Source organism: Streptomyces sp. NPDC048389, from assembly GCF_040706335.1.
Classification (GTDB): Bacteria; Actinomycetota; Actinomycetes; order Streptomycetales; family Streptomycetaceae; genus Streptomyces.
In genome coordinates this window covers 18,980-44,639 of the sequence record NZ_JBEZKP010000034.1, presented here as the reverse complement: position 1 = coordinate 44,639, position 25,660 = coordinate 18,980, and the positions used below count along the sequence as shown (strand labels likewise).

24 protein-coding genes and 2 pseudogenes are annotated in these 25,660 nt (G+C 69.3%); 15 read left to right on the top strand and 11 right to left on the bottom strand.

Annotated features, from left to right (window positions below; translation table 11 throughout):
- Positions 1 to 52 precede the first annotated feature (52 nt).
- The 5 genes from AB0903_RS22395 to AB0903_RS22375 all read left to right on the top strand — a co-directional run bounded on the left by AB0903_RS22395 (position 53) and on the right by AB0903_RS22375 (position 5,583).
- Positions 53 to 832: a class I SAM-dependent methyltransferase gene (locus AB0903_RS22395; RefSeq protein WP_366705389.1), complete on the top strand. Its 780-nt coding sequence runs from the start codon at positions 53 to 55 to the stop codon at positions 830 to 832.
- A 138-nt stretch (positions 833 to 970) separates the two neighbouring features.
- Positions 971 to 1,594, top strand: a complete 624-nt coding sequence (locus AB0903_RS22390; protein ID WP_366705387.1) for a TVP38/TMEM64 family protein — start codon at positions 971 to 973, stop codon at positions 1,592 to 1,594.
- 256 nt (positions 1,595 to 1,850) lie between these two features.
- Complete coding sequence (locus AB0903_RS22385) at positions 1,851 to 2,930, top strand: methyltransferase domain-containing protein (RefSeq protein WP_366705385.1); 1,080 nt, start codon at positions 1,851 to 1,853, stop codon at positions 2,928 to 2,930.
- Positions 2,931 to 3,880: 950 nt separating this feature from the next.
- Complete coding sequence (locus tag AB0903_RS22380; RefSeq protein ID WP_366705383.1) at positions 3,881 to 4,924, top strand: DUF3179 domain-containing protein; 1,044 nt, start codon at positions 3,881 to 3,883, stop codon at positions 4,922 to 4,924.
- Positions 4,921 to 5,583, top strand: coding sequence for a hypothetical protein (locus tag AB0903_RS22375; protein WP_366705381.1), 663 nt, complete (start codon positions 4,921 to 4,923; stop codon positions 5,581 to 5,583). Before AB0903_RS22380 ends, AB0903_RS22375 begins: the two co-directional genes overlap by 4 nt.
- 356 nt (positions 5,584 to 5,939) lie before the next feature.
- Here the strand turns inward: AB0903_RS22375 and AB0903_RS22370 are convergent.
- Positions 5,940 to 6,083 (bottom strand): annotated as a pseudogene (locus tag AB0903_RS22370) (MerR family transcriptional regulator); the annotation flags it as partial.
- Here AB0903_RS22370 and AB0903_RS22365 point away from each other — a divergent pair.
- The 6 genes and pseudogenes from AB0903_RS22365 to AB0903_RS22340 all read left to right on the top strand — a co-directional run.
- Positions 6,083 to 6,556 (top strand): annotated as a pseudogene (locus AB0903_RS22365) (STAS domain-containing protein); the annotation flags it as partial. The pseudogenes AB0903_RS22370 and AB0903_RS22365 sit on opposite strands and share 1 nt — an antisense overlap.
- A 674-nt stretch (positions 6,557 to 7,230) precedes the next feature.
- A complete protein-coding gene (locus AB0903_RS22360) occupies positions 7,231 to 7,788 on the top strand; it encodes an RNA polymerase sigma factor (protein ID WP_366705379.1) in 558 nt (185 codons plus the stop codon).
- 50 nt (positions 7,789 to 7,838) lie between these two features.
- On the top strand, positions 7,839 to 8,108 hold the full coding sequence (locus tag AB0903_RS22355; RefSeq protein WP_366705377.1) for an anti-sigma factor: 270 nt from the start codon (positions 7,839 to 7,841) through the stop codon (positions 8,106 to 8,108).
- Between the two features lie 433 nt (positions 8,109 to 8,541).
- A complete protein-coding gene (locus tag AB0903_RS22350; protein WP_366705375.1) occupies positions 8,542 to 9,222 on the top strand; it encodes a haloacid dehalogenase type II in 681 nt (226 codons plus the stop codon).
- A gap of 364 nt (positions 9,223 to 9,586) precedes the next feature.
- Positions 9,587 to 11,437, top strand: a complete 1,851-nt coding sequence (locus tag AB0903_RS22345) for a glycoside hydrolase family 15 protein (protein WP_366705373.1) — start codon at positions 9,587 to 9,589, stop codon at positions 11,435 to 11,437.
- Positions 11,438 to 11,618: 181 nt separating this feature from the next.
- Entirely contained in the window at positions 11,619 to 12,989 is a 1,371-nt protein-coding gene (locus tag AB0903_RS22340) for an NAD(P)/FAD-dependent oxidoreductase (protein ID WP_366705371.1), read from the top strand.
- 59 nt (positions 12,990 to 13,048) lie between these two features.
- Here AB0903_RS22340 and AB0903_RS22335 read toward each other — a convergent pair whose 3' ends face one another.
- Positions 13,049 to 14,662, bottom strand: a complete 1,614-nt coding sequence (locus AB0903_RS22335) for a tyrosine-type recombinase/integrase (RefSeq protein ID WP_366705369.1) — start codon at positions 14,660 to 14,662, stop codon at positions 13,049 to 13,051.
- Positions 14,659 to 15,318 carry a helix-turn-helix transcriptional regulator gene (locus tag AB0903_RS22330; RefSeq protein ID WP_366705367.1) on the bottom strand — a complete coding sequence of 220 codons (660 nt, stop codon included), beginning with the start codon at positions 15,316 to 15,318 and terminating at the stop codon, positions 14,659 to 14,661. The genes AB0903_RS22335 and AB0903_RS22330 overlap by 4 nt, the downstream gene beginning before the upstream one ends.
- Before the next feature lie 91 nt (positions 15,319 to 15,409).
- Here AB0903_RS22330 and AB0903_RS22325 point away from each other — a divergent pair, with 91 nt between their 5' ends.
- Positions 15,410 to 15,697, top strand: a complete 288-nt coding sequence (locus AB0903_RS22325) for a hypothetical protein (protein WP_366705365.1) — start codon at positions 15,410 to 15,412, stop codon at positions 15,695 to 15,697.
- 97 nt (positions 15,698 to 15,794) lie between these two features.
- Here the strand turns inward: AB0903_RS22325 and AB0903_RS22320 are convergent, their stop codons facing one another.
- From AB0903_RS22320 to AB0903_RS22290, 7 genes are all read right to left on the bottom strand, one after another.
- Positions 15,795 to 16,100, bottom strand: coding sequence for a MazG-like family protein (locus AB0903_RS22320; protein WP_366705363.1), 306 nt, complete (start codon positions 16,098 to 16,100; stop codon positions 15,795 to 15,797).
- Positions 16,101 to 16,181: 81 nt separating this feature from the next.
- The gene (locus AB0903_RS22315; protein WP_366705361.1) at positions 16,182 to 16,682 is read right to left on the bottom strand and encodes a hypothetical protein; all 501 of its coding nucleotides are present in this window, start codon (positions 16,680 to 16,682) and stop codon (positions 16,182 to 16,184) included.
- Complete coding sequence (locus tag AB0903_RS22310) at positions 16,679 to 17,632, bottom strand: nucleoside 2-deoxyribosyltransferase (protein WP_366705359.1); 954 nt, start codon at positions 17,630 to 17,632, stop codon at positions 16,679 to 16,681. The genes AB0903_RS22315 and AB0903_RS22310 overlap by 4 nt, the downstream gene beginning before the upstream one ends.
- Positions 17,633 to 17,656: 24 nt before the next feature.
- Positions 17,657 to 18,499: a PfkB family carbohydrate kinase gene (locus AB0903_RS22305; protein ID WP_366705357.1), complete on the bottom strand. Its 843-nt coding sequence runs from the start codon at positions 18,497 to 18,499 to the stop codon at positions 17,657 to 17,659.
- Entirely contained in the window at positions 18,492 to 19,316 is an 825-nt protein-coding gene (locus tag AB0903_RS22300) for a hypothetical protein (protein WP_366705355.1), read from the bottom strand. Before AB0903_RS22300 ends, AB0903_RS22305 begins: the two co-directional genes overlap by 8 nt.
- Positions 19,313 to 19,981 carry a hypothetical protein gene (locus tag AB0903_RS22295; RefSeq protein WP_366705443.1) on the bottom strand — a complete coding sequence of 223 codons (669 nt, stop codon included), beginning with the start codon at positions 19,979 to 19,981 and terminating at the stop codon, positions 19,313 to 19,315. The genes AB0903_RS22300 and AB0903_RS22295 overlap by 4 nt, the downstream gene beginning before the upstream one ends.
- 25 nt (positions 19,982 to 20,006) lie before the next feature.
- Positions 20,007 to 21,527: a radical SAM protein gene (locus AB0903_RS22290; RefSeq protein WP_366705353.1), complete on the bottom strand. Its 1,521-nt coding sequence runs from the start codon at positions 21,525 to 21,527 to the stop codon at positions 20,007 to 20,009.
- A 211-nt stretch (positions 21,528 to 21,738) separates the two neighbouring features.
- Here AB0903_RS22290 and AB0903_RS22285 point away from each other — a divergent pair, with 211 nt between their 5' ends.
- Positions 21,739 to 23,124: a hypothetical protein gene (locus AB0903_RS22285; protein WP_366705351.1), complete on the top strand. Its 1,386-nt coding sequence runs from the start codon at positions 21,739 to 21,741 to the stop codon at positions 23,122 to 23,124.
- Between the two features lie 10 nt (positions 23,125 to 23,134).
- Here the strand turns inward: AB0903_RS22285 and AB0903_RS22280 are convergent, their stop codons facing one another.
- Positions 23,135 to 23,944 carry an SDR family oxidoreductase gene (locus AB0903_RS22280; RefSeq protein ID WP_366705349.1) on the bottom strand — a complete coding sequence of 270 codons (810 nt, stop codon included), beginning with the start codon at positions 23,942 to 23,944 and terminating at the stop codon, positions 23,135 to 23,137.
- A 321-nt stretch (positions 23,945 to 24,265) separates the two neighbouring features.
- On the opposite strand from AB0903_RS22280, the gene AB0903_RS22275 reads away from it, so the two are divergent.
- A complete protein-coding gene (locus AB0903_RS22275) occupies positions 24,266 to 24,811 on the top strand; it encodes an ATP-binding protein (protein ID WP_366705347.1) in 546 nt (181 codons plus the stop codon).
- A gap of 3 nt (positions 24,812 to 24,814) precedes the next feature.
- Positions 24,815 to 25,018 (top strand): hypothetical protein, encoded by a 204-nt coding sequence (locus AB0903_RS22270; protein WP_366705345.1) that lies wholly within the window; start codon positions 24,815 to 24,817, stop codon positions 25,016 to 25,018.
- Positions 25,019 to 25,660 lie beyond the last annotated feature (642 nt).

The following is a 25,660-nucleotide window of genomic DNA, read 5'->3' as shown; positions in this document are numbered from 1 at the left end:
GGGGGCGAGCGGCCCCACAGGTCGGAAGATCGGGATGAGGGGCGAAGGCTGGATGGACGAACCGGACTGGCGGCGTTTCATCGCCGCCTACCACCAGGCGCACCCCGGCATCACCGAGCAGCTCTTCTCCTTGGCCGGTGCGTCCCCCTACGCCTGGCTGGCCGAACCGCTGCGCGGTGTCGAGGGCACGGTCCTCGACGTGGCATGCGGCTCGGCGCCCACCCGCGATGAGCTCCCGGACGCCGACTGGGTCGGGATCGACCTGTCGGCGGCAGAACTCGCCGAAGCGGCACGCCGGGGCCGCGGACCGCTAATCCGGGCCGGTGCGGACGCGCTCCCGGCCGCCTCCGCGAGCACCGGGGCGGTCTGCGCGGCCATGTGCCTGCCGGTCGTCACCCCCCTGCCGCAGGTCCTCGGGGAGATCCGGCGCGTACTGCGCCCCGGGGGGACGCTCGCGGCGCTGGTGCCCTCCCAGTCCGGGCTCTCCCCGTCAGGCATACTCGGCTGGCTCCGGGTGATGGCAGCCCTGCGCGCCCTACGCCAGCCGTGGCCCAACCCGCAGGCCCGCGACGGGCTGGCCGCTGTGCTGCGCACGGCGGGCTTCCGCGTCCGCACCGACGAGCGACGCGTCTTCACCCTCGCCATCGACTCGGCCGACGCAGCGGCCCTGCTGGCCGATGCCCTGTATCTGCCCGGACTGACACCCGACCGCTCCCAGGCCGCCAAGCGTTCCCTGGCACGGTGGGCGGCCCCGGGGCGACGCCTGGAGCTGCCGCTGCGCCGCGTGGTGGCCCACCTTCCCACCGAACCACCGTCACAGGAGCCCACATGAAGCACCAAGCAACCCCCTCCTCCGCCACCGAGCCCACGCCGCCCGACACCGGACCGGATTCCGGCGCGGTCCTGGACGGGGTGGCGCGGAGGCCGGCGCGCGGCGTGGATACGGCTGGCCGTCCTCGTGGTCCTGCTGGTGGCGCTCGGAGCCTGGGTGGCACTGGGAGGCGGGGACCTGCTGCGCGAGGTACGCCAGTGGGTCGACTCGCTCGGCATGTGGGGGCCGGTCGTCTTCGCGGTCTGCTACGCCCTAGCCGTGACGGCACTGCTGCCCGGCTCCGTACTGACCGCCTCCGCGGGGGCGCTGTTCGGGCTGCCGCTGGGGGTGGCGGCCGTGCTCGTGGGAGCGACGGCAGGTGCGGCCCTGTCGTTCGGCCTCGCCCGCTGGCTGGGGCGTCCCGTCGTAGCCCGCTATGCCGGGTCGGGGCGGCTGGCCCGGCTGGACGCCTACCTGACACGCCGCGGGTTCGCGGCCGTGCTGCTCGTGCGGCTGGTGCCGCTGTTCCCCTTCTCGGTGATCAACTACGGGGCGGGGGTGGCCGGTGTCCGCTTCTCCTCCTATGTCACGGCCACGGCCCTGGGCATCATCCCGGGCACGGTCGTCTACACCGGGCTCGGCGGTTTTCTGGGTGACCCCGGCTCGCCGGGGCTGTGGATCGCGCTGGGCGCTCTGCTCGTGCTGAGCGCGGGCAGCTGGTGGGCAGCGCGGCTGGTCCACTCCCGCAGCGTCGAGGCCGGCGCGACTGCCGGAAGCCGGTGACGACCCGGGGGGAGGCCGCCGGCGAACGTCCCGAGAGGGAGGAAGGCCGTGCTGATGTTGGAGGTAGCCCGCCGCGCCTCGCAGCGCGGTGGGCGGCATCAGCCCTGCACACCGGTGGTTGACCGCCGCTGACCTGAGACCCGTCCGGATCACGGCACAGCGGGAGGGGGAATGACAACCGCCGCACAGCGGGTTCCCGTCGCGGCCCCGGCGAACCACCGGCCGGAGCACGAGAGAGCACTCATCAGGGAGAGACATGACGACGATTGCCGTATCCCCGGGGCAGCAGACGCCCCTCTCGTCCGTGGCGGAATCGGTCAGGGACTACTACGGAAGGGTGCTCGCCTCCTCCGCGGACCTGAAGACCTCGGCCTGCTGCACGGACACGGCACCGCCGCCCCACATCGCCGCCGCGCTCGCGCAGGTGCACGACGAGGTCATGGAGCGTTTCTACGGCTGCGGTTCGCCCATCCCGCCCGGACTCGACGGGGCCACTGTGCTCGACCTGGGCTGCGGCAGCGGGCGGGACGTCTACGTGCTGTCCCAACTGGTCGGCCCCACCGGCCGGGTGATCGGCGTCGACATGACCGAGGAACAACTGGCCGTGGCGCGCAGCCATCAGGACTGGCACGCCGAACGGTTCGGCTACGCCAACACCGACTTCCGCCACGGCTACATCGAAGACCTGGCCACGGCCGGAATCCCGGACGCCTCCGTGGACGTCGTGGTCTCCAACTGCGTGGTGAACCTGTCGCCGGACAAGCCACGCGTCCTGTCCGAGATCTTCCGCGTCCTCAAGCCCGGCGGCGAGCTGTACTTCTCCGACATCTTCGCCGACCGCCGCCTGCCCACCCCCCTCCTCGACGATCCCGTCCTCGTCGGCGAATGCCTCGCCGGCGCCCTGTACACCGAGGACTTCCGCCGCATCCTTCAACGCGCCGGCTGCCCGGACGCCCGCACCATCGCCACCTCCCCGGTGGAGATCAGCGACCCGGACATCGAGCGGAAGATCGGCTTCGCCACCTTCACCTCCCGTACCGTCCGCGCCTTCAAGCTCCCCCTGGAGGACCGCTGCGAGGACTACGGCCAGGTCGCCGTCTACCGCGGCACCGTCGCCGAGCACCCCCACGCCTTCGACCTCGACGACCACCACCGCTTCCGCACCGGTAAGCCGATGCTCGTCTGCGGCAACACCGCCGACATGCTCGCCGCCACCCGATACGCGGCCCACTTCACCATCACCGGTGACAAGGGGCGGCACTTCGGCCTGTTCCCGTGTGGCCCCGCGGACTCGATGAGCGGGCCAGGTGCGCAGGCGCCAGCAGGCTGCTGCTGACCGACCTCAGGCCCCGGGGCGGGCAGACACTCGCCCTTCGGCATCTCCGGGGCGAGCACAGCCCGGGCACTGAGTCCGGCCGCCTTGGTGGCGCCCTGCGCGAACGCGGTGTTGGGGGGAACCGATGCTGAGGCGCTCCCACTATTCGCTGGTGCGGCCGGGCCGCTTGTCAACCGGTCCCGGTCGTGGCGACAGGGAGGAGGCCGGGTAGCAGTCGTCCGGCCCCGCACCGTGGCGGCGCCGGACCCGGCATCGAAGGACATGGAATAGCGGAGGTGAGTATCGCCACCGCCCCGACGGTGATCAGCCATGGGTTGCGCAGGGCTGCGCCGAGGCCGCTGATGGTCCCGCCCTCCAAGAGCAGCGGGCCTGCGCAGCACAGCACCATGATCAGCCCTTCGCGCATGGCGGCTGCCGCACCATCCTGAAGGCGAGGCCCACTGGGTGCCGGCATCGTGTCCCACCTCCATTCCACTACGGGGTTCCGGGCGCAACCCCTTGCACTCGAAGGTGTCCGTGGCGAGCTGCGCCACGGCGTCCTGGACGAGACTGGACCAGCTGGGCTGCTGCGTGAGGCAGATCCCGAAGCAGCCGAGGGCGTGAACCTCGGGCCCGTGCGCGTGTGCCTCGACAGGATCACCGAGGCGGCCATGAACGCCTGCACCGGGACGAGCGCCGCCGACCGCGGGGGAGCAAAGACCCAGACCCGAGTGCGGTGGCGGCGCCGGTCACCCAGCTCGTGTGCGGCCGGAATCCCGGTCCTCTGCCCGAACGAGGCGAACGGCCGCCGTCACCATGCGACAGCGCACCGGGGACCATCCGCAGCCTCGTGATCTGAACGCTAGGGCCGGACGTGCCGCGAGAACTGTGAGCGCGGTCACCGAACCAGCGACTCATGCGCGGGACGATTGCAGGTGGGGGATTGGTGTTGCCGAAGCGGGTGATGCACGGTGAACGGTCAGCGGCATCCCAGGCGGGACCGGCGCCAGGTCGTCAAGGGCGCCGGCGTTATCGGGGGAGTCGTCGTGCTGCTCGTGGGCGGTGGTGTCATCGGCTGGCAGGCCGTCTCGGGCCCGGATGACCGGCCGCCGGCGTCGGTCACCGCCTCCCAGGCGGGGCAGGACCCGTCGCTGGATGCCCTCGCCGCCGCAGCTGTCTCTGGTGGCCCGGGCAAGGACGGCATCCCCTCCATCGACCGGCCCCGCTTCGTCCCGGCTGGCGACGCGTCCTTCCTTGCCGACGACGACCCGGTGTTCGGCCTGGAGTACCGCGGCGAGGTCCGGGCCTACCCGCAGCTCGTGCTGGTGTGGCACGAGATCGTCAACGACACACTGGGCGGTGAGCCGCTCGCGGTCACCTACTGCCCGCTGACCGGCACGGCGATCGGCTTCTCCGCCCCGGCCGGTACGCAGGAACTCACGTTCGGCACCACCGGCCGGCTGGTCAACTCCAACCTGCTGATGTACGACCGTGAGACCGGCTCAGAGTGGCCCCAGCTGCTCGGCACCGCCGTAAGCGGCCCGCTCAAGGGCACTCAGCTGGACACCGTCCCGCTCGTGTGGACGACGTGGAAGCAGTGGCGCACCGCCCACCCCGACACGGATGTTCTCTCCACCGACACCGGGGCGCTGCGCGGCTACGGCAGTGACCCGTACGGTTCCTACGACGGATATCCGGACCGGGCTGGCTACTACGCCAAGCAGGGCACGCTCTTCCCCGTACTGGCCGCCAGCGACCGCTTCCCCGACAAGGATGTCGTCATCGGCGTACGCGTCGGCGATGAGCGGCTGGCCATCCACAGGGACCTCGTCCGCACCACGGGGACCGTGCGCGCGACCGTCGGGGGCTCACAGGTCGAAGCCCACTGGGATGACAAGCTCGGAACCGCCCGTGTTCTCCAGCGTGTCGGCGACCAGTGGGAGCCGGCGGACCACCTCGACTCGATGTGGTTCGCCTGGTACGCCTTCTACCCCAACAGCCAGGTACGGCAATGAGAAGGCTGACCGACGCACTTGCCAGGGCCGGAGGCGCCTGGGATGCCATGGTCGCCGCCATCGTGGTCACTCCCCGACGCGTACGCGGCGCGCTCGCCGTACGCCGCCACCGCTGGGCCGGACTGATCGCCGCCGCTGTGGTGCTGGTGGCGTATCTGTTCTCCACCGGCGATCTCAACGTGTCGCCCTCCGGCCGCTTCACCGGCGCGCCCGTGTTGCGAACCGCCCTCGGACAGCTGTTCAAGGTCCGGGCTCCGTACCTGTTCGAGCCGGTAGTCGCCTGGCATCCGACGGAGCATGTGGCGGTGTTCCTCAGCCCGGTCAACGTACTGCTCGGTGCGATCGTCGCTGTGCTGGTCGGCTGCAACGTCGCGGTCGCGGGGTACGCGGCCCGGCAGGCGGCCTCCTGCCGCCGGCCCGGGAGCGGAGGCGGATACGCACGGCTGCTCGGGGTCCTGCCCTCGTTTCTGCTCGGATTCGCCTGCTGCGTACCGACGTTCCTGCTCGTCCTGGGCACCAGCACGGCAGCGGCACTCCTGCCGGTGCTGATCCCCCTGCGCCCGCTCTTCTACCCGCTCACGTTGCTGATGCTGATCAGCGCGCTGGTCTGGGGCGCGTCCCGGCTCAGCGCGCGCCCAGTGACGGACCGGACAGGCTGAGAATTCATGGCGCGTCCCCATCCGTCCCCGTGGGCCGCTGCCCCTCACTGACGAACGTGCGCGCCTCGTCGATCAGTTCAGTCCATCGGGTCGCGTGACGGTCGGCGATCACGACCCATTCACGGAACGTCCGCCCAGCCGGGGCGAAGGCTGCCCGACTCCGTCCGCGATGAGTTGCTCGACTCGCTCGGGCGAGCGCCTGAGGCAGCCGTACGGTGCTGCCTGCAGCGTTGACGCACGGGCCGCACCAGCCGTGACCGTGACGGCGGCCGTCATCTGCAGCGGATCTCTGCCCGAGCGACCCCGCCGCGTGGTGCTGCGCCTGCCGCCGCGTTCAGTGAGGCGGACCGGCGGGTTCAGAGGCGAGCAACCGACACCTTCTGTTGCAGGCGGGCGCCGAGGGTGGCGGCGAAGTCCTCGGCACGGGAGAGCTGGACGCGGAGGGTGCCGACCTGCTCGGTGGCGTCCTGCTCATATTTGCGCACGCGCTCCAAGGCGCTTCGCGACCTTCGACTGGCACTCCATCGCCCCGAAGACCCTCAAGCGGATACCCACCGGCGAGATCGCCGCCATGGTCATCACCGTGGTCTGCGTGATCGCCACCGACAACCTCGCCACCGGCGTCGTCGTCGGCTCGGTCACCACGAAGGTCATCTTCGCCAAGCGCGTCGCCCACCTCGCCAACGTCACCGCCGTCGCCGACCCCGACGGCGGCACCGTGGTCTACTGCGTGACCGGTGAGCTGTTCTTCGCCTGGCCCAACGACCTCGTCGGCCAGTTCGACTACGCCGACGACCCCGACAAGATCGTCATCGACCTGAGCGCCGCGCACGTCTGGGACGCCTCCTCGGTGGCCGCGCTCGACGCCATCGAGACGAAGTACGCCCAGCGGGGCAAGAGCTTGGAGATCATCGGTCTGAACGACCCGATCGCCGACCTCCACGGCAGGCTCACCGGAGAACTCACCAGCCACTTACCTACCACCGCCCGCAACCTGAAGGACCCCGGCCAGATGGCCGGGGTCCCATCGTTCTCACACACGTGCGCCGGGCCAACCCTGGAAGGCTGCGAGATCGCCCTCCGAGCGAAGGGGATCTCACGGCTACCGCCGCACCGCGAACCGGCTGTATCGCGGTTCTCGGCCTCGGCGTGCGCGACATGGCGCAGACCGTCAGCCGCCGGGTCGGCCGGAGCCAGGCGGGACGGTGAGCTGGTGGGCAAAGCGCCGTACCCGGGCCGATGTGAGTGAGGGAGGCGTGCGCTGTGGACTGTGCCGAAGGGACGCCTTGATGAGCTGGAGCAACTGCAGGCTGCCGCTACAGGCCCAGCAGCAGGCGATGTGGGCGGCCACCCGCCCGCGGCGCGCACCGGTGAGCTGTCCGTCGGCGTACGCCTCCACCTCGCCACGCAGTCGCATATGCCGTATCTTCTCCCGGCACTCCGCCCACACTCGCCCTGTCCCGGGAACGCGCTGCCTCTTCATGCAGCGGAAACCCCTCCCGCCGTACGCCGCATTCCAGCCTGCGCACGGCGTCTCGCCTCGCCGCCGGCCACGGCGGCACCAGAGGGGACCGCAGAGCACAAGAAGAAGGAAGAAGATGGAATGCGGGTCCAGGCAGAAGGGGTTTCCGCCATGTGGAAGACGAAGTGACAGCGCCGCCGGACCCTGTGGACCCTCGGGGTCAGGCGTTCGCCGCCTATGTGCTGCCGGAGGTGGAGGTGCTGCTGCGGGTGGCGATGACGCTGACCGCGCAGCCGGCGGATGCCGAGGACCTCGTGCAGGACACCCTTCTGCGCGCCTACCGGGCCGTGGACCGCTTTGACGGGAAGCATCCCCGCGCGTGGCTGCTGACGATCATGCGGCGGGCCGAGATCAACCGGCACCGCCGCCGCCGTCCCCACCTTCTGGACGACCCGGACACCGATCTGGATCGGCTCAGCACCACGGGCCCCAGCGGGTCGGCGGAAGAGATCGTGGTGGGTGAGGCGTTCGACGAGGTGGTGGACGAGGCCCTTGGCGCGCTGCCGGACAAGCACCGTCAAGTGGTGCAGCTGGTGGACATCGACGGTCTCACCTATGCGGAGGCCGCCCACCTGCTGGATGTGCCCGAAGGCACCGTGATGAGCCGGCTGCACCGGGCACGAAGGCGGATACGGGCACGGCTGGCCACGGCAGGACTGGCACCGAAGCGAGGTGTGATGTGAAGAGGCGTCCATGGTGGCGGCGTGCAGCGGCCGAGCGCCGAATGAACTGCATGCAGGTCGCCCGCGTGCTGCAGTCCTACCTCGACGGCGAAACCGACGAGGTCACCGCACGCCGGGTCGCGGCGCACCTGGAGGACTGCCGACGCTGCGGCCTGGAGGCGTCCGTCTACCAGGAGATCCACAACGCGCTGGCCCGCCGGACGGACCCCGACAGCGCAGCGGTGGACCGCCTGCGCGCGTTCGGCACATCGCTCCTGAGCGACCCACCGGCCGGGGACGACGATGCGGAACACGGCACGACGCCCCCGGCGGGCGCCTAGCGAACTCTCCAAGAGGAGAGGCTTCTCAGCGGCTCCCACAGAACAGAAACGTCATCGCTTACGGAGCGCTTCCCGACACGGCGTGGATCGTCCCCAGCGGAGAGCTGGAACACGTCACGGGCCGGGGACGGGACCGGGTGTCGTCGGGCCACTGCATCCGTGCGGCACCGGCGCAGACATGCCGCTTGTGCTGGGCCGAACGGCGGTGTGCACGGCGCGCGCACGGACCGACGTGCGGATCGGCTTCCTGGCCGTGCTCGCCGCCGGTCCCGCCCTGGCCCCGGCCGGCTGACCGGACTCCGGAGCTTCTGGCCATCCGGAAGACGGTCAGGGCGTGCCGCGACTGCGCCGCGTGCGTACGCTCAGCTCAGGGCACAGAAAGGCTTGTACAGGAAGCTGGCAATTCGTTCGCCTATGACTTTTGGAGGGCACTGTGCCGCGCCAGAACGCCCGCGACGTGCTCGTGTTCGATGTCAACGAGACGCTCAGCGACATGAGCCCGCTGGAGAGCCGCTTCGAGGAGATCGGCGCCCCGCCGTCCTTGTTCCGCCTCTGGTTCGCAGGCGTCCTCCGTGATGGCTTCGCACTCACCGCTGCCGGAGCGTTCGCGGAGTTCTCCGCCGTGGCGCGAGAGGGATTGCGGGTGTTGCTGCCCGGCGTGCCCGGATGGTCCGGCGACGTCGAGGAGGCGGCCGGTCACGTGCTGGACGGGTTGTCCCGCCTGGACGTGCACCCGGACGTGCCCGACGGCGTCCGTGCTCTTCGCGAGGGGGGATTTCGGCTGGTGACCATGACCAACGGCAGCTCGCAACTCAGCGAACGGCTCCTTGGCCGAGCAGGACTCACGGACTGCTTCGAGGGCCATCTGGACGTAAGCGGGCCGCGCCACTGGAAACCGGCCCGAGCTGCCTACCAGCACGTCGTGGAACAGACTGGAGTACGTCCGGACGAAGCAGTGCTGGTGGCAGTCCACCCGTGGGACATCGACGGTGCACAGCGCGCCGGACTCCGCGGCGCATGGCTACGGCGGGGAGCGGCGCACTATCCACAGGTCATGTTGCCCCCGACATACACGGCCGAGGACCTACGGGAACTCGCGCAAGCACTCGCATAAGCCCTGTACCCGTTGTTTCCATCAAATGTGAGGCTCTTCCGCCTTCCCCGCTTCCGCGGACGGCGTGTCCCTGAACGTGCCAGCGCCGATGGAAGCCTCACCAGTGCCGAGCGGGTTTCATCACTGTCGGACGACGGATTTCCGACTCACGGAATGAACAGGAGTGGGACATGGCATTCGCGGTGGTACCGGCGCTGATTGCTGGCTCTTGGCGGCCAGATCAAGAGCTCACCACTTCGCCGCGCAGTGCACCACTGTGGCAGTCAGCTGCCCCAGCGGACATGCCGACGACCCGCCGTCGTGGAAGGCGGAGGAACGAGGTCGCCGGCGGCGGCGTAGCGTCCAGGTCAAGGCCCCAGTAGCCATGTCCACTCCCATCGCCGATTACGGGATGCTCGCCGATGGCAGCTCCGCCGCCCTCCTCGACCGTCGCGGGTCCATCGACTGGATGTGTGTGCCGCGCTTCGACAGCCCGGCCCTGTTCGCACGCCTGCTCGCCCCCGAAGCCGGCCACTGGTCGATCACACCAACAGGCCGGTTCGAGGTGACGCGCCGCTATCTGCAGGGCAGCTTGGTCATCGAAACGAGGTTCACCACCGCGTCCGGCACAGCGTGCCTGCGTGACGCGCTCGCCGTCCCCGAGGGCCAGCGCGGCCACGAGCTGGGCACGCGCCCGCCGCACGAACTGCTGCGCGAGATCCAAGGGCTGAGTGGCGAGGTCGCCTTCGACATCGAGCTGGTGCCCCGCCCCGAATATGGGCTCGTACGGCCACTTCTGCGTCTCACCGACGGTGGCATGCGCACGTTCGGCGGCCCGAATCAGATCGCCGTACGTTCCCCGGTTCCCCTGGAGGAGGGCTCCGCCTGCGTACGGGCCACGTTGCGCGTGACGGCCGGGCAGCGGCTCGGCTTCTCCCTCGTGTGGGCGCCCCCGGAAGTGGCGCCGCCCGAGCCCACCGCTCCCGAGCGGGTGACGGAGCGGATCGACGACACCGTCGAAGCGTGGCAGTCCTGGGAAGCGGAGCACGACATCTACCAGGGCCCCCACCGCGACTTGGTCCTGCTGTCGTCCCGGGTCCTCAAGGGGCTCACCTACCGCCCGACCGGCGCCATCGTCGCCGCCCCGACGACCTCCCTGCCCGAGACGGTGGGAGGGACGCGCAACTGGGACTACCGCTACGCCTGGATCCGCGACGCCAGCCTGACCCTCGAAGCCCTCTACCACGGCACGTGCCCCAACGAGGCGGCCGACTTCGTCTCCTTCATGACCAGCTCCGCCGGCGGAGACGCCGGTGCGGACGCCTCGCTGCAGATCATGTACGGCGTCGGCGGCGAACACGACCTCACCGAACGCCTCCTGCCGCACTTGCGTGGTTGGCGGGACTCCAGCCCTGTCCGGGTCGGCAACGCGGCATGGGCACAGACCCAGCTCGACGTCTACGGAGAACTGCTGAACGCGCTGCACCTGTACCAGGAGCGGCTCGGGGAGCTGCATCCGGAGATCCAGCGCTTCGCCGCCACCCTGGCGGACACGGCAGCGCGCCGCTGGCGGGAACCCGACGCCGGGATGTGGGAGATGCGCGGCACACCACGCCACCACCTGTCGTCGAAGGTGCTGTGCTGGGTCGCGCTCGACCGCGCGGTGAAACTCGCCCCGCGCCTGGGCGACCACGCCCGCACCGAAGCCTGGGAAGCCGAGCGGGACCGTATCCGCGCGGCCGTGCTCGAACGCGGCTGGAGTGAACGGCGACGCGCCTACACGCAGGCGTTCGACTCCGACGAACTCGACGCGGCCGCCTTGCTCATGCCGCTGTACGGATTCCTGCCCGCCACCGACGAGCGCATGAACGCGACGATCGAGGCGATCGCCCGGGAGCTCACCGACGACGGGCTGGTGCTGCGCTACCGGCTGACCGACGACCGGAACATCGACGGACTCCCGGGAAGCGAGGCCACCTTCGCGCTGTGCTCGTTCTGGCTCGCCTCCGCCCTCGCCCAGGCCGGTCGCCCCGACCGGGCGAAGGTCCTCTTCGACCGCGTCACCGCCTTCGCCAACGACCTCGGACTGCTCGCGGAGGAGATCGACCCGCGCAGCGGTGAACTGCTCGGCAACTTCCCGCAGGCGTTCAGCCACGTCGGGCTGATCAACGCGGCGGCGGCTATCGACCAGGCCGGCGGCGCCCTGCCTGGCCACGGCGTCGACCCGCCGCGATGAAGCGCGCAGGACGGTGAAGGACGCATTCGCCGGTGACGCCACGTTGCCGGGGTGGCGCCATGACACGAGGTGCTCCCACGCCGCCGCACGGAGGACCGAAAGGGGAAGGAGCGGGAGCGCCCACCGGGTTCCCGGTACACCTCGAAAGACCCTGGAGAAGTACCTCAGCGAGGAGACGGACATGGCGCAGGAGACCGATGTCGTGGTGATCGGGATGGGTGTGGGTGGTGAGCATGTCGCCGAGCGCCTGGCCGAGGAAGGGCTGGACGTCGTCGGCGTAGAGGCGGAGCTGGTCGGCGGGGAGTGCCCCTACTGGGCGTGTATCCCGAGCAAGATGATGATCCGCGGCGGGAACCTCCTCGCGGAGGCCCGCCGTATCCCGGGGATGGCGGGCCAGGCGCAGGTCACCACGGACTTCGCACCGGTCGCCGCCCGCATCCGCGACGAGGCGACCGACGACTGGAACGATCAGGTGGCCGTGGACCGCTTCACGGGCAAGGGCGGACACTTCGTACGGGGCCGTGCCAGGCTGGCGGGGCCTGGGCGGGTCGAGATCGACGGGCGGCATTTCACCGCGCGGCGCGGGGTGGTGCTCGCCACCGGCAGCCGTCCGCAGATCCCCCCGGTGCCGGGTCTGGACATGGTCCCGTACTGGACCAACCGCGACGCGACCAGCGCCAAGGAAAGCCCGCACTCGCTGATGGTGCTCGGCGGAGGAGCGGTGGGCGTCGAGCTCGCCCAGGCTTTCGCCCGCTTCGGTACGGCGGTCACGGTCGTCGAGGCGGCGGAACGGCTGCTACCGGCGGAGGAGCCGGAGACGGGCGGCCTGCTCGCCGAGGTGCTGAGCGCCGAAGGCATCACCGTACGCACCGGGGCACAGGCCACCCGTGCGCGTCACGACGCGGACACCTTCGCTCTCACCCTCAGCGGCGGCGAGGAACTCCTTGCCGAGCGGTTGCTGGTGGCCACCGGCCGGCGCGCCAACCTGGCGGGGCTCGGGCTGGAGACGGTCGGCCTCGACCCCGACGCCCGCGCCCTGGACGTGGACGAGCAGCTGCGAGCGGGCCCGGGCCTGTGGGGCGTCGGAGACGTCACCGGGCGCGGAGCCTTCACGCACGTCGCGATGTACCAGGCCGAGATCGCGGTCCGTGCCGTCCTCGGCGAACCCGGACCCGGCGCGGACTACCGCGCCCTGCCCCGGGTCACCTTCACCGATCCGGAGGTCGGTTCGGTGGGGCTGAGCGAAGCCCAGGCCCGTGAGCGGGGCCTGCGGGTGCGCACCGGTACCGCCCTGGTGCCGTCCTCAGCCCGCGGTTGGATCCACAAGGCGGGCAACAAGGGCTTGATCAAACTCGTCGAGGACGTGGACCGCGGGGTACTGGTCGGCGCCACCTCCGTCGGCCCCATGGGAGGCGAGGTCCTCTACGGCCTCGTGGTGGCGGTCCATGCCGAGGTCCCCGTCGACCGGCTGCGGCACATGATGTACGCCTACCCCACCTTCCACCGCGCCGTGGAAGATGCACTCACGGCGCTCCGCAGCACTGATGCATGACGTTCGTCACAAGCCGGAGCCCCGGCCTATCGGCTGACCGGGGCTCCTTCACGCCTAAATCAGGCGGAACGTTCTTCCTTGGCGTCGTCGCGCTTGCGCGGAGGCGTCATCCTGGGCCGGCGGGGAGAGGCCGTAGGCTCCCCGTCCTTCACCGCCGCCAAGGGCCTCCGGGCGTGCGGCACGAGCTGCACGACCTTTTCGGCGGCGTCACGAGCGAGATCGTCCAGGACCGACTGGTAGATGTCCCGGGTGATCCGCGTGTCCGAGTGGCCGAGCGTTTCGGAGACCACCTTGATGTCGACCCCGGCAGCGAGCATCAGCGTCGCTGCGACGTGGCGAAGATCGTGGAGCCGGATCGGAGGAAGACCAGCGGCTTCCACCAGACGCTCGAAAAGGTCGCTGACCTTGCCAGGGTGAAGAAGGGAGCCGTCCTCCTGGGTGAAGATCCGACCGGTGTCCTGCCAGCCTTCGCCCCACGCCGCCCGCTCCCGTTGTTGCCGGGCCTTGTGAGACAGGAGGTCCTGGTTCGTCTCCTCATCGAGTGCGATCAGGCGAATGCCGCTGTCGGTCTTGGGAGCGCCCTCGTGGACCTCCCAGCCGTCCTGCACGAGCTGGGTGGCGATGGCGAGCGAGCGAGCCTTGGCCGAGTGATCTTCCCAGCGGACGCCGCAGCCTTCGCCACGTCGTGTCCCCCGGAAGGCGATGAGCCGCCAGAGCACGTACAGCCGGTCCTGCTCGACGAAGTCGAGGAACGTTGCCGTCTGCTCGGGGGTCCAGACCATGACCGGCGAAGGCTTCTCGCCGGTCTCCTTCCAGCGCGCAATGCGCTCGTCGCTCCAGACGAGGGCCTTCGGCTTTGTACCCGGCAGCAACTCTACGTGTGCCGCCGGGTTGAAGGCGGGCATCACCTGCTGGGCGATGGCGACGTTCAGCGCGGCGCGCAGGGTGTCCCGGATATGCGGCTGGGTGTTGAGGCCGGTGATCCGCCGAAAGGGAGGCATCGCGTCGAGCTGAGCCCGCAGCCAATGGCGTCGGGCGCGGTTCTCGGCACCCTTGTTCGGCGTGGCCTTGAGGTCGTCGCGCACTACGCGCCGCTGGGCGTTCTGTTCCTGGATCTCGATGTTGCGCTCGTTGATCGCGTCGAACATCGAATCGATGTGGTGTACGCGGAGCTTGTCGAGGCGCAGGTGGCCGAGATGCGGTTTCAGGTGGACGCGGATATCGCACTCGTAGCGGGTCGCCCCACCACGCCGTAGACGCTTGCGCCCCGCCAGCCAGGTGTCGAGCCACTCCGCCACGGTGACCTTGGAGTTCAGGGACTGCCCTGTCTTGAAGCGGCGGCGGGTCTCGTCGTAGTCCGGGACCGGGTCCTTGTCCTTGACGCAGTTCTCCAGGAGGTCGCTGATCTGGGTCTTGCCCCAGGCGTCGTCCTCCTCGGGGATGGCCATGAGGGCACGGACCTTGTCCAGCTCCTCCTGGGCCTTGGTGGACGTCTCGAAGCCGCCACGACGGAACCGCCTGCGGTCGCCGTTCTGGTTGGGTTCGAGTTCCTGGACGGCGGTCCAGGTGCCGTGTCGGCGCGAAGACTTGAGCTTGGGGCAGGAAGCGCCGTACTCCTTCTTGGTCTTCGGGTCCGTGCAGCGGCACCGTCGTATGAGGTTGCCGTTCTTCACTCGCTGTCCTCCGAGGGGGTCGGTGTTTCGGGCTGGTCGACGAAGGCCAGCTCGTCAGGCAGGGACGGAGGTGCCAGGTCGCGGTCGCGCATCCGGCCACGGAACGTGCGCAGTTCCTGGCAGTCCTCGAATGCATGCTCCTCGTAGCCCTCGGCGCGCTGCAGGAGGGTGGCTCTGCGGGCCCGGTCCAGGGTGGTGCTGGCCGAACGCCGCCTTTCCCTGGCCAAGGCGTGGGAAGACATCGCGGCAGCCACCAGGTCACCGTGCTGACGGAAGAGGTCGAGGATGTCCCGAGCGGAGCCTTCAGGGGCGGGCTCGGCCAAGGGCGTCTCGCCGGTGAACCACGCGACCGCATCCCAGGTGGAGACTTCGCGACCGGGGAGGGCTTCGACCGTGGCTGAGGACCCGAGTGGGAAGAGGAGAGTCACCGGCGGGACGCCGAGGACGTCAGCCAGTACGACGACCTCCGCGACGGTGACGCTCGTCTTGCGCCCCGACTCCAGATTCTTCATCGAGTGCTCGGTGAACTCCGGCAAGCCGCGGTCGGCACAGCCTTGGGCGACCTCGGCCATCGTGAGGCCGGCGGCCTTGCGCGAGTCCCGCAGGCGCCGTGCGATCCGACCGGTGAACGCTGTCGGCCATTGATCAGGTGTCATAGCGACACTTTAGGCGGCCAGAAGGCGCTGCTGCAACTTCGTGGTACACCTACAGCACCACCGCGACACGAAAAATTCCTAGGAGAGCACCATGGCGGCATCTGATCCGTCCCGTGAGGCACGAGGGCTGACGGGCGACGAGCTGCTTGCCCTTCCTGCCGTGATCGACCTCGACACCTCAAACCGAGCGCTGATGATCGGCCGATCAACGGGATACGGACTCGCTAAGCAGGGGGAGTACCCGGTCAAGGTGCTGCGTCTCGGGAACGCCTACCGGGTGGTGACGGCTGACCTGCTGAGGTTGCTTGGCCTGGAGCGCCCGCAGGCAGGTGGAGATCAGGGCGACGGCAGAAGCGAGCGTCACGGCCTCGCCGCCTAGAGGCGTCAACCGAGCAATGTACGGCGGCGGGCCCCCGGCAAGTGCTTGGGGGCCCGCCGCCGTTGGCGCTCACACGAGCTGTCGATCCGTGGAAGACCTAGGTGTCGCTCGTCCGGATCTGAGCCCCGTGCTCGTTTCGCTCGTACGTACGCCGCGTGTTCTTCTCGATCTTCCGGGCAACCTCGGAGTCCAGGTCCACGCCGGTCATCTCAGCCAGGGCCGTCAGGTAGAGGAAGACGTCGGCCAGCTCTTCCCCGAGATCGGGCAGCCCCTTGCGCCAGGCGGTGAAGGCTTCGCCGACCTCCGCGGTAAGAAGGCCGAACTCCAAGGCCACGTCGGTGGTGTTGAATCCCTTGAGGGTCTTGTTTTCCCAGGCGAGTTTCTGGGCGGAACCGATCTCCAAGACTCCTCCAGCGGCGGTACAGCAGGTGCCTTCGAAGCTTAGCGGGAGCGGTGTGCCGGCGTGCTGGCTTTCGGCAGGCCGTCACCCTGCCGAAGGGAGTTCGAGAGTCGTTGTGTCGATGGTGAGCACGCGGGTGTAGTCAGCGAGGGTGGAGAAGACCCTGTCGTACCCCGTCACCAGCGCGGATACCTCCTCCAGGCTGACCGCCTCGCCATCGCGCTGAAGGAGTCGCTGGCGGATGACGGCTGGCGGTGCGGTCAGGTGGACGAGCACGCCGGAACGCTCGATGACGTTCTCGGCCAGGTCGATCGCCTGGCTCCAGTTGATCCGGGACCGGCCCCGGTGAAGGGGGCCGTAGACGAGTTCACTGATGAAGCACCGGTCGAAGAGGATGCGTCCGGGGCCGGCGAGGATGTTCCTGTAGCGGGTGGCCAGGTCGAGATGGTCGGGCGTCTTCGGGGAGTGCACTACGACGAAGCCGTGGTCCGTCGATAAGCGTTCACCGAGGGTGCTCTTGCCGACTCCGTCGCAGCCTTCCAGGACCAAGGTCTGGTACTCGCCGACGATCTCGTCGAGGTTCATGCGGCCAGCCAGGACAGGACGGCGTCGCCGTTGTCGAGGTGAGCGTCGGCGGCGTACTGGATCATGAGGTTCCGCCAGTTTGGCTCCCGGCCATGGGCGTGCGTGAACGTCGGGCGCGGTTGGAAGGCCGCGATCCGCACGCCGCTTGCCGCAGCCGCACCTATGAGCAGGGCGGTTCCGGGCGGCGTCTCTGCGCCGGAGACGTCGGCCAGGAGCCGAGCAGCCGAACACACCGCGGTCAGGTCGGCCAGGGCCCCGGCTAGGGGGTCCGACGCCGTGAAGCGCTGGGGCACCATCACCGTGTGGCCAGCGTCGACACATGCTTTGGCCAGATGATCTCGACCCCATGCCGTGTACGGCGATGCTTCGACGTAGACGGGTGCGCCGATCACGGGAGGTACACCCACGAGACGGGGAGCACGATCCGGGAGGTCAAGCAGCGCGTCGACGGCCGCGTCGAGTGCCGTGTTCGTCTGGGCCACGTTGCGCGTCTGGAAGCCCGGGAAGCGGGACGGGGGCGGAGTCGACGGCAGGGTTGGCGGTCCGAGCTTGGTGACGCGCACGATGCGTGTGGCCACGGCCTGGAGGAGGGGGTCGGGGAATTCGAGGCGAGGGCCGGCCTCGGTCAGCGAGTAGGTCTGGAAGTCGGTCGTGAGCACGATGACCGGGACGCCCGAAGCAGCGGCGTATCCGATCTCCATACAGACCCCGTCGTCAAGGCTCGGGCCGTGCAGGATGGCGACCATGGCGTCGAGGCGGCCAAGGCGTTCGCGGTCCAGCTCGAACAGGCGGCGCCCCTTGACCTCGGCGACCAGGTCCTCCTCGTCCGTGTCGCAGAACGGCAGGAAGACGCGATCCGGACCGACCTTCGCGGCGAGTCGGTCGGCGAGGTCGGCGGCGAGAGCGCGGTCGTGCGCGGCAAAGAGCCGGTGGGCTACGTAGACGGACACCGGGAAGGCCCCCAAGTCGTTAGGTCAGCCGCGTCGGGGCGCGGGGATCGGAAGGGACGGGGCCGCGACGTACCGGGCCGCAGCACCAGTCGCCTCCGCCAGCGCCTGGGCGGCTGTCGCACCCTGCGAACGATGGGCCAGAAAGGTCCCGGCCAAGGTGTCGCCGGCGCCAGAGACCTCGCGCGGAGGATGCGGCGGCGGAACGGCGGAGGCGACTTGACGCCCGAAGCGGTGAACCACTGCGGCCCGGGGGCCATCGGTGATGACCACCTCCGGGAGCGCACCGGAGTCGATCACTTGCTCCAGAAGCCGGTGCTCGGCGGCGTTGACGAACAGCGTGGTCGCCTTCGGCAGCCAGGGCGCGGCAGCGCGGATCATCTCCTCCGCGCTCGGCAGGAAGAAGTCCACGCTGAAGTCGCTCCCGTTCGCGGCGAGTCGGTCGAGCACTGCCGCCACGTCCAGCGGCCGGCGGCAGCAGACGTGGTAGGTGCCGCCCGGGTGCAGGTCCACGTGCCTGAGCGCATGCTCGGTCAGGCCCTCGGCCACGCCGTAGTCCGTGCCTACTTCCACCAGCTCGCCTTGCAGGTCGTACTGCAAGTCGAAGGTGGTGGACACGCCGTCGACCTGGATCCGGGCCGTCCAGTCGAGCGTGTCCAGACCCGGCGCCTCCGGAAGATGCGCGAGATCGCCTCCGAGAACGCAGACCGGGGCCGCCCGGCGGCCGGCCCTTGCCGCCGCCAGGGACAGGAACAGAGCCGCGCCGCCGAGCCGGGATCCACCACGGTGATCGGGATAGCGGGTCCGGTCCCGGCTGATGTTGCCGATCACGTCAAGCCGTTCCACGGTGTCCTCCAGAAGGTCAAGCACGGCGGGCACGATGTGCGCAGTCGACGACCTTCGAGCAGACCGGTCGCCGACGGCAGAGCTGCAGAGCGGGACCGTTCAGGTACAGGCGCTTGAAGTAGATCAAGACGAGGTGCGCGAACCAGGTCGGCTCCGCCCCCTCAGGGATGGTCACCTGGTACTCGTTGTCGCTGGCCAGCAAGCGGAACTCGGCTGAGCGGGCGTGCACGGTCGCTTCGAGGACGTGCCGCATACGTTCGTGTGCCACGGCTCCCGTCGGAAGGGCGAGGCCCAACGCGGGTGCGAGCTTGGTGACCATGCCGGAGTCCACTGGGATGATGCCGCAGTGATACCCGCGGGCGGTGAGCAGTGCGCACTGGGCGACCTTGTAGGACGCACCTCGCACCCGCGTGGCGAAGTCCAGGATCAAGGCATCGCAGTCGGCTGAATCCCCAGTCGGGTCGGTCCCCTCCTTCTCCCAGCCACGGAGAAGATCCGCGAGGGAACGCAGGTAGTCGATCCGGGTCTGCGGCAGGCCGATGGGACGTACAAGTGGTGCAAGCTCGGCGTCGGAGGCGGCAACGAGGTTCTCGAAGCCACGAGCGTTCGCCGAGGCGATCACTCGGGCGTACGTCTCCACCATTCGATAGGAGACCCGGGTGGACCAGCCAGCGGCGAGCATCCGTACCCGTGGATCGCTGATCGACGTCGGCCACCAGCGGTTCTCGTCGTGATTGGCTTCCACCTCGGCCTGCACATCCGGGAGGCTGGCGGCGCGTGCCACCAGCCGGTGGACGCGCCGGATCTCAAGCGGCTTCGCACTTACACGCTCGATCGTCATGAGCAGACTCCAGCACGGGCTCGGGTGGCCAGAAGTGCCATGGCGAGGTTGGACGAGAGAACCGGCTTCCCGAACCGGTGCTCCAGTTCAGCGATCACCGGCAGGGTGTGCCACCCGGTGCACGAGAAGACCACTGCTTCGGCAGCCCCGACCGCTTCCTGCGGTAGCTGCCCCACCAGGGCCAGGATCTGATTCGGGGTGATCGCGGGATAGCCGTCGGCCAAGCCCAGGCTCGCATGAGCCAAGACCTCCACGCCGGCCTCGGCCAACGCCGCCGACTCCGCTTCGGTCACCAGAGCGGGGTAGGGCGTAACCAGTACCACACGCGCCACGGCTGACTCGGTGAGAGCCCGCAGAAGGGCGTCGAAGGCGGTGAACACGCCGCCCGGTAGCGGCGGACCGTCGGTGAAGCCCGCTGACGTGCACGCCAGCATCACTGCGTCGAGAGGAATGTGGGACAACGAGTCCAGCGCCTGCCCTGACGCTTCACGCAGCCCGAGCCAGAATGAGGCGTCGATCGCCGTCGTCCTGGATGCGGGTACGAGCCGCGCGTGGTGGAAGACCGTGTGGCGCAGGCCGAGGCGGGTCAATTCGGTCTCCACGGCAACGTTGGCCCAGGGCAGCAGCAGCCCTGCGCGGATGGTGCGATCCGCCGCCGCGTCCACGGCTGCCAACGTCGCGAGCGTCCCGTCAGGAAGCGGATGCAACTCGTTCTCCGTAGATCATGCGAGGTGCATGGCCGGTCACCACCAGGTCGCCGGTAGTGCCGAGCGGCACCGTCGCATCGCGCTCGACGATCTGGATCGAGTACGAGCCCAGCCGTCGCCACCAGGTGCCGCCCTGGCCGATGAAGTAGCTGTGAAGTCCGGGCACGCGCAGACCAGTCGGGTAGACCCGCTCCTTCATCGGCTGATCCCAGGTGAAGTCGATGTCCGCCTTCCAGGAGGGGAAGTGCTCCGCCGAGGGCAGCGGCTCCAGCTCGCCGAGCGCGGCCAGCGGTGTACCGGGGAAGGCCCGTGCCAGGCGGACGTTCGTCCGATGGCACAGCAGGCCGGCATCGAGAATCCCCGCCAGGCCCCGGAGATTTGCCACGTGGGTGCCGTGGGTCTCGCCGGGCAGACCGTAGATCAGGTTCAGGCCCGGGAGCAGCATCGGCAGACCACCGGGACCACGGGCGGCGCCCGCCTCGTTCACGTGCTCGACGGCCCGCATCAGGATCTCAGGCGTGCAGGTGAGGGTGTTCCTCGCGATGACTACCGGATCGAAGCTTTCGATGCCCATCGGCGCGCAGTTGCCCTCGGTGCAGTAGTCCGCCACCAGCTTGGCGATGCGCAGGCCGACCGGCGCGGCCACAGCGAGGGGATCCGCGTTGTCGATGTGGAGCACTTCCAGCTCGGGGCAGCGCTCCCGGATACCGGCGAGCAGGGCGCGGATCGCGTCCTCGTCCCGGTTGCGGTAGGAGAAGAAGCAGGTCTGCTGCCCGAGCCGGAAGTTCCGGACGCCAGCGGCGTAGAGCTGGGCAGCCTCGGCGACGACATCGTCGACCTCGCGGAAGGCGACGAGAGGGGACTTCGCTGGCTCGTTGCAGAAGTCGCAGAACTTGCGCCGGGTGCAGCCGCGGTACAGCTCCAGCTCGGCGATCGGCCGCCAGGGCATCTGCTCGACGAGGCCGGTGAACGAGTCGCGCTCGCGCTGCATCTGCCCGTAGGCGGCGGGGCGGTGGCTACCGAGCAGGAGGTCGCCGGACGTCACCGTGTGGGTGTGGACGGCGTCGAACAGCCCGGCGTACTCCGCAGGAGCGGCCAGGGCGTAGGTGGACAACGGCCCGAGAAGGTACCGACGGCCTCGTGCACAGGCGAGCGCGCGGGCGATCTCCTCGAACGACCCGTTCACAGCGTGTAGATGGACGGAGGGAACGGCGTCTCCGGCGATGACGACCACGATCTCGGCATCCCGCAGAAGCTGAATGGCGGAGTCCCGGTTGACGGTGGTCGAGTACGTGAACGGATCGCTCTGGGGCGGTTCGACGGTGGGCCTTCCGCCGGCGAGACACCAGCGGACATCGTCGATGGTCACATACCGGACGTCCGCCTCCGGCCTTGCCCGACGCAGCGCCGACCAGGCGTTCCGGACGTAGGTCGACAGGTACGGCGGTACGCCGAGACCGCTCGGCTCGACGGTGAAGCAGTCCAAGACGACTACTGGCTGCATGGTGTTCTCCCTCCGGTGCTGAGGGCATCGGCGACGTTCCAGCAGCGTCCTCGCTGGGAGGGACGGTCGGCCCGCAGCCCTCCCAGTCTCAGTGCTGTCACCGATTCCGAGGAGGGGGCAGCGGGGTTGTTCGGTTGTACGGAGGTTGTTCTTTCATGCCCCTGTGTCGAAAGGCTGGGACAGAGCGTGATCGACAAGGCATCATCTACGCATGGGAAGCGCAAGGGGGACCGGCGAGACCAACGCCGCGCTCGCGGCTGTGGTCTTGGAGACCGGTCGTTCGCATGCCGCCCTTGCCCGCAAGGTCAACGAACTGGCCGCGCTGCAGGGCGTGGTCACGCGCTACGACAAGGCGTCCGTGACCCGATGGCTGCAAGGCATGACGCCTCGTGATCGCGCCCCGGAATTCATCGCCGCCGCCCTGGCCGATTTCTTAGGACGCCCCATCGCGCCTGTCGACCTCGGGTTCCCAGAGCAGCGCCAGCAGCCGGTCGTTGCACGGGCCTTGACGTACCGTGAAGACGTGGGTGAAACACTGCACACGCTCGCGGAGCTAGGCTCCACCGACATCTCGCGGCGCAGCCTGCTCGGGGCCGTGCCGTTCGTCGCGACGGCCCTCATGGATCCCCAGCGGCAGTGGCTCCTCTGGCTCCTTGAGGACGATCAGGCTCCACGCCTAGCCGCTGTCGCCGACGGAGGCCCCGTCGAGCAGGTCCAGTCGATGATCGAAATGTTCGACGAGATGGACAACCGCTTCGGTGGCGGCGGAGTCCGAGCGAGCATCGTGCACTACCTGAGCACCCAGCTCGCACCCATGCTGCAACAGCGCAACATGCCCAGCCACCAGCGCCGACTCCTATACACCTCGGCCGCGAAAATGGCGGCGACCGCTGGCTGGTGCTCGTACGACACCGCCGACTACGGACTCGCCGAGCGTTACATGATCCAGGCACTCCGGCTGTGCGCCGAAGGCGGCGACCGGGTGCTCGGCGGACAGATCCTGGCGGGCATGTCCCACCTCGCCACCAGCCTCGGCAACCCCGCTGAAGGGGTCTCGCTCGCCCGAGCGGGCATCGCGACCGCCAAGTCGTCGGGCAGCCCGCTGGGACTCATGCGGCTGCACGCCATGGCCGCCCGCGGTTACGCCGCTCTCGGCGACACCCGACAAGCCACGGCTTCCCTCCACGCGGCTGGCAGAGGACTGGACACCAGCCGGGGGCCGGCCGAGGAATCGCCGTGGGTCCGCTTTCTGGACCACCACTATCTGGAAGCCGAGGCCGCCCTGGTCCACCGTGACCTCGGCGAGGCAGCCCAGGCCGAGCGCCTCGCCAGCGCGTCGGTGGAGGCAAACAGCGACAGGCGCCGCCGCCAGGCGATCAGCCGCTCGGTACTCGCCACGGCGTTCCTCCAGCAAGACAGGCTGGACGAGGCAGTCGGCACCGCCAGCAACGCCCTGGATCTACTCAGCGGCGTTCACAGCGAGCGATCAGTCCAGGCCCTGCGCGACTTCCGCACGCGACTTGTTCCTCACCGAGGCGAGCCGATCGTGCGCGAATTCGAACTCCGGGCCAGGCCCATACTCGGCACTGCGGCCTGAACCCGCTCAGTCAGTAACCCTCCGGCGTTGGCGCGTTCTGCCCCTTATCGACAGGGAGATTGACTCCTGTCACCCCCCGGGATTCGTCCGAAAGCAAGAACGCGATCACGTCCGCCACTTCCTCCGGACGCACCAGATCGCCCCCGGGAAACTCGGCGCGGAAGCGGTCGAAGGCCGATGGGTCCTCTTGGCGCATCCGATCCCACCGCTTGCCCGGGATGAGCATCGACCCGGGCGAGACCGCGTTCACGCGGATGCCGTCCGTGGCCAGCTCCCTCGCCAACGACGACACCATGTGGATCTGGGCCGCCTTCGCCGCGCCGTACTGAGCCTGTGGACCCGGCTTCCAACCGGAGACCGAAGCCACCACGACGATCGGGCCGCCACCAGCGGCCCGCAGGTGCGGGGCACCTGTGGCGACCAGCCGCGCGACATGGCCGACGTTCATCTCCCACGTTGCCGACCAGTCTTGAGCCGTTGCCTCGGCGATGCCCCGACCACGCGCGCCACCCGCGCAAGCGACGACACCGTCCAGGCCGCCCAGCGCTGACGCGGCATCGTCCACAAACCGTTCCAGCAGTCCCGGCGTAGAGACGTCCAGAGGCCGTGCGAACAGCACGTCGGGCGAGACGAGCGAATCACGAAGCGCCTCCAGCGGCTCGGGCTTCCGCGCACACGTCGCCACTCGTGCTCCTTCCGACAGCAGCAGGCGCACGACGTGCTCGCCCAGCCCTCTGGAACCGCCCGTCACCAAAATCCGCCGCCCCTCGAAACGTCCCGTCGCCGCTTGCTTCCCCTGGTCACGTTCTGTGCTCGTCATCCGTACAACCCTTCACCAACCGTGCCGCCCCGTGTGGCCGGAGACATCCTCCGTGCACCCTTCTTACCGGGGCGCCGGAGCGGTTCTCTTATGGACGTACCCGGCCCGGGGACAACCGTGCAGTCGGCGATCGGCCGGCATCGGTCCCGCGGATCCGGAGACGGCGCGAGCCCGAAATGCCGTCTGCCGCCACTCAAACGCCGAGCCCGGGTTCGGCGGCCCCATCACGAAACGAGCGAGAGCCAGCGAACGCACCCCGCGCTCCTCTCCCAACTCGGGAGGCACACCATGTCCCACGCACCACACCCGCGTAACAGCCTCATGTTGGCCGACATCCCCAACGCCGTCGGCTTGGCGCGGTTGCACACCGCAGATGTTCTGTCCCGCTGGGGCGTGCACGCCGGCATCGTCGAGACCGTGCAGCTTCTGGTGTCCGAGCTGGCCACGAACGCCGTTCGGCATCCCAAGGAGGGCGAGGAGGAGACCTCCCCGTTCTCGGTACGGAACACGGCGCAGACCTTCGAGCTCACGCTGGAGATCCTCGGTGACGCCGTGAAGGTATCGGTGTGGGATCGCGACACGAGGCCGCCGGTATTGAAACAGGTCGGCGTGGAGGCGACGGGGGGCCGGGGCATCTTCATCGTTGCAGTGATGAGCAGGCGCTGGGGCCACTATCCGGCGCACGGTATGCCGGGCAAGGTGGTGTGGGCCGAGGTCGGTCTCAACCCCGCCAACCGAGTTGGTGAAGACGAGAGGGCGACGCGATCTCCGGGCCGGCCTCCCAAAGCCGGCCCCGGGAAGCTGAGGGCGCCACGAGTCGATCCGAACATGATTGGCCGCGTGCTCATAGGGGTCGGGCGCATCTGAGCCGTGGAAGAGACAGAAGAAGTCAGCCCGGCGCCCAAGCTCGGCAGGGAGCTCTCCTTCTGGAAACAGCGTCTCTTCGCCGGAGTGCGGATGGTGAGCGCCGACGAGCAGGCGGAGATAGCCGCGACGCCCCGCCACCCCGCGGACGGTTCCATTCGAGCAGCGTCGCCTCATGAGTCCCACTGGTACGGCCAGCGGCTGATTTGAGCGGCCAGCGCTCGGCGCGACGAGGAGTAGTCGTCCGCCAATACCTCAAAGATCGCCGACAGCTCTTCCTGGTGAGCCCTCCCCCCGTTGGCCGCGGTCCTGGAGATGGCAGTCGCCGAGTACCTGATCCGATCACGACATATGGAGGCACCCCCATGTCGCCGCACAACCAAATCCCTGCCGTGTCAGCCGCGCTGGCACACGCGGCTCACCGCGAGGCGGTGCTGGAGATGCCGGCGTCCAGCGACTGGATGGACGTCGACAACGCAGAGATCCGGAGGTGGCACCACGGCGCTCCGCTGGTGCGCCCGTCCCGCAGCGGGCAGCTCTGTCGGCTCCGTCAGCAGTTTCGTCGGGAGGCGAACGAACGGCACGCTCGTCGAGCAGGTGATCGCCAACTCCAGGTACTGGCATACAGCTTGGTTCTCGGCAGGGGGGCCAGCCCCGACGAGGACTGGCACACCCTCCAGGTCGAGGCCGAACAGCACGATTACGCGATAGGAGCCAGGCTGCACGACGTGGCCGTCCCGGCAACCGCGCCCTACTTCCCCGGCGCGCGCCAGCCGTGGGGTCTACATGCCTCCCTGGAAGCGACCCGGTTGGGGGGAAGTCGAGCGACTGATTCGGGGCGGGTTCGCGAAC

Bases quoted from the DNA above. Each gene is read 5' to 3' on its own strand.
- AB0903_RS22285 (WP_366705351.1), top strand. From the start codon at position 21,739: ATGGGAAGCGCAAGGGGGACCGGCGAGACCAACGCCGCGCTCGCGGCT.
- AB0903_RS22330 (WP_366705367.1), bottom strand. From the start codon at position 15,318: ATGACACCTGATCAATGGCCGACAGCGTTCACCGGTCGGATCGCACGG.
- AB0903_RS22395 (WP_366705389.1), top strand. From the start codon at position 53: ATGGACGAACCGGACTGGCGGCGTTTCATCGCCGCCTACCACCAGGCG.
- AB0903_RS22385 (WP_366705385.1), top strand. From the start codon at position 1,851: ATGACGACGATTGCCGTATCCCCGGGGCAGCAGACGCCCCTCTCGTCC.
- AB0903_RS22300 (WP_366705355.1), bottom strand. From the start codon at position 19,316: ATGACGATCGAGCGTGTAAGTGCGAAGCCGCTTGAGATCCGGCGCGTC.
- AB0903_RS22340 (WP_366705371.1), top strand. From the start codon at position 11,619: ATGGCGCAGGAGACCGATGTCGTGGTGATCGGGATGGGTGTGGGTGGT.
- AB0903_RS22275 (WP_366705347.1), top strand. From the start codon at position 24,266: ATGTTGGCCGACATCCCCAACGCCGTCGGCTTGGCGCGGTTGCACACC.
- AB0903_RS22315 (WP_366705361.1), bottom strand. From the start codon at position 16,682: ATGAACCTCGACGAGATCGTCGGCGAGTACCAGACCTTGGTCCTGGAA.
- AB0903_RS22345 (WP_366705373.1), top strand. From the start codon at position 9,587: ATGTCCACTCCCATCGCCGATTACGGGATGCTCGCCGATGGCAGCTCC.
- AB0903_RS22355 (WP_366705377.1), top strand. From the start codon at position 7,839: ATGCAGGTCGCCCGCGTGCTGCAGTCCTACCTCGACGGCGAAACCGAC.
- AB0903_RS22325 (WP_366705365.1), top strand. From the start codon at position 15,410: ATGGCGGCATCTGATCCGTCCCGTGAGGCACGAGGGCTGACGGGCGAC.
- AB0903_RS22375 (WP_366705381.1), top strand. From the start codon at position 4,921: ATGAGAAGGCTGACCGACGCACTTGCCAGGGCCGGAGGCGCCTGGGAT.
- AB0903_RS22280 (WP_366705349.1), bottom strand. From the start codon at position 23,944: ATGACGAGCACAGAACGTGACCAGGGGAAGCAAGCGGCGACGGGACGT.
- AB0903_RS22290 (WP_366705353.1), bottom strand. From the start codon at position 21,527: ATGCAGCCAGTAGTCGTCTTGGACTGCTTCACCGTCGAGCCGAGCGGT.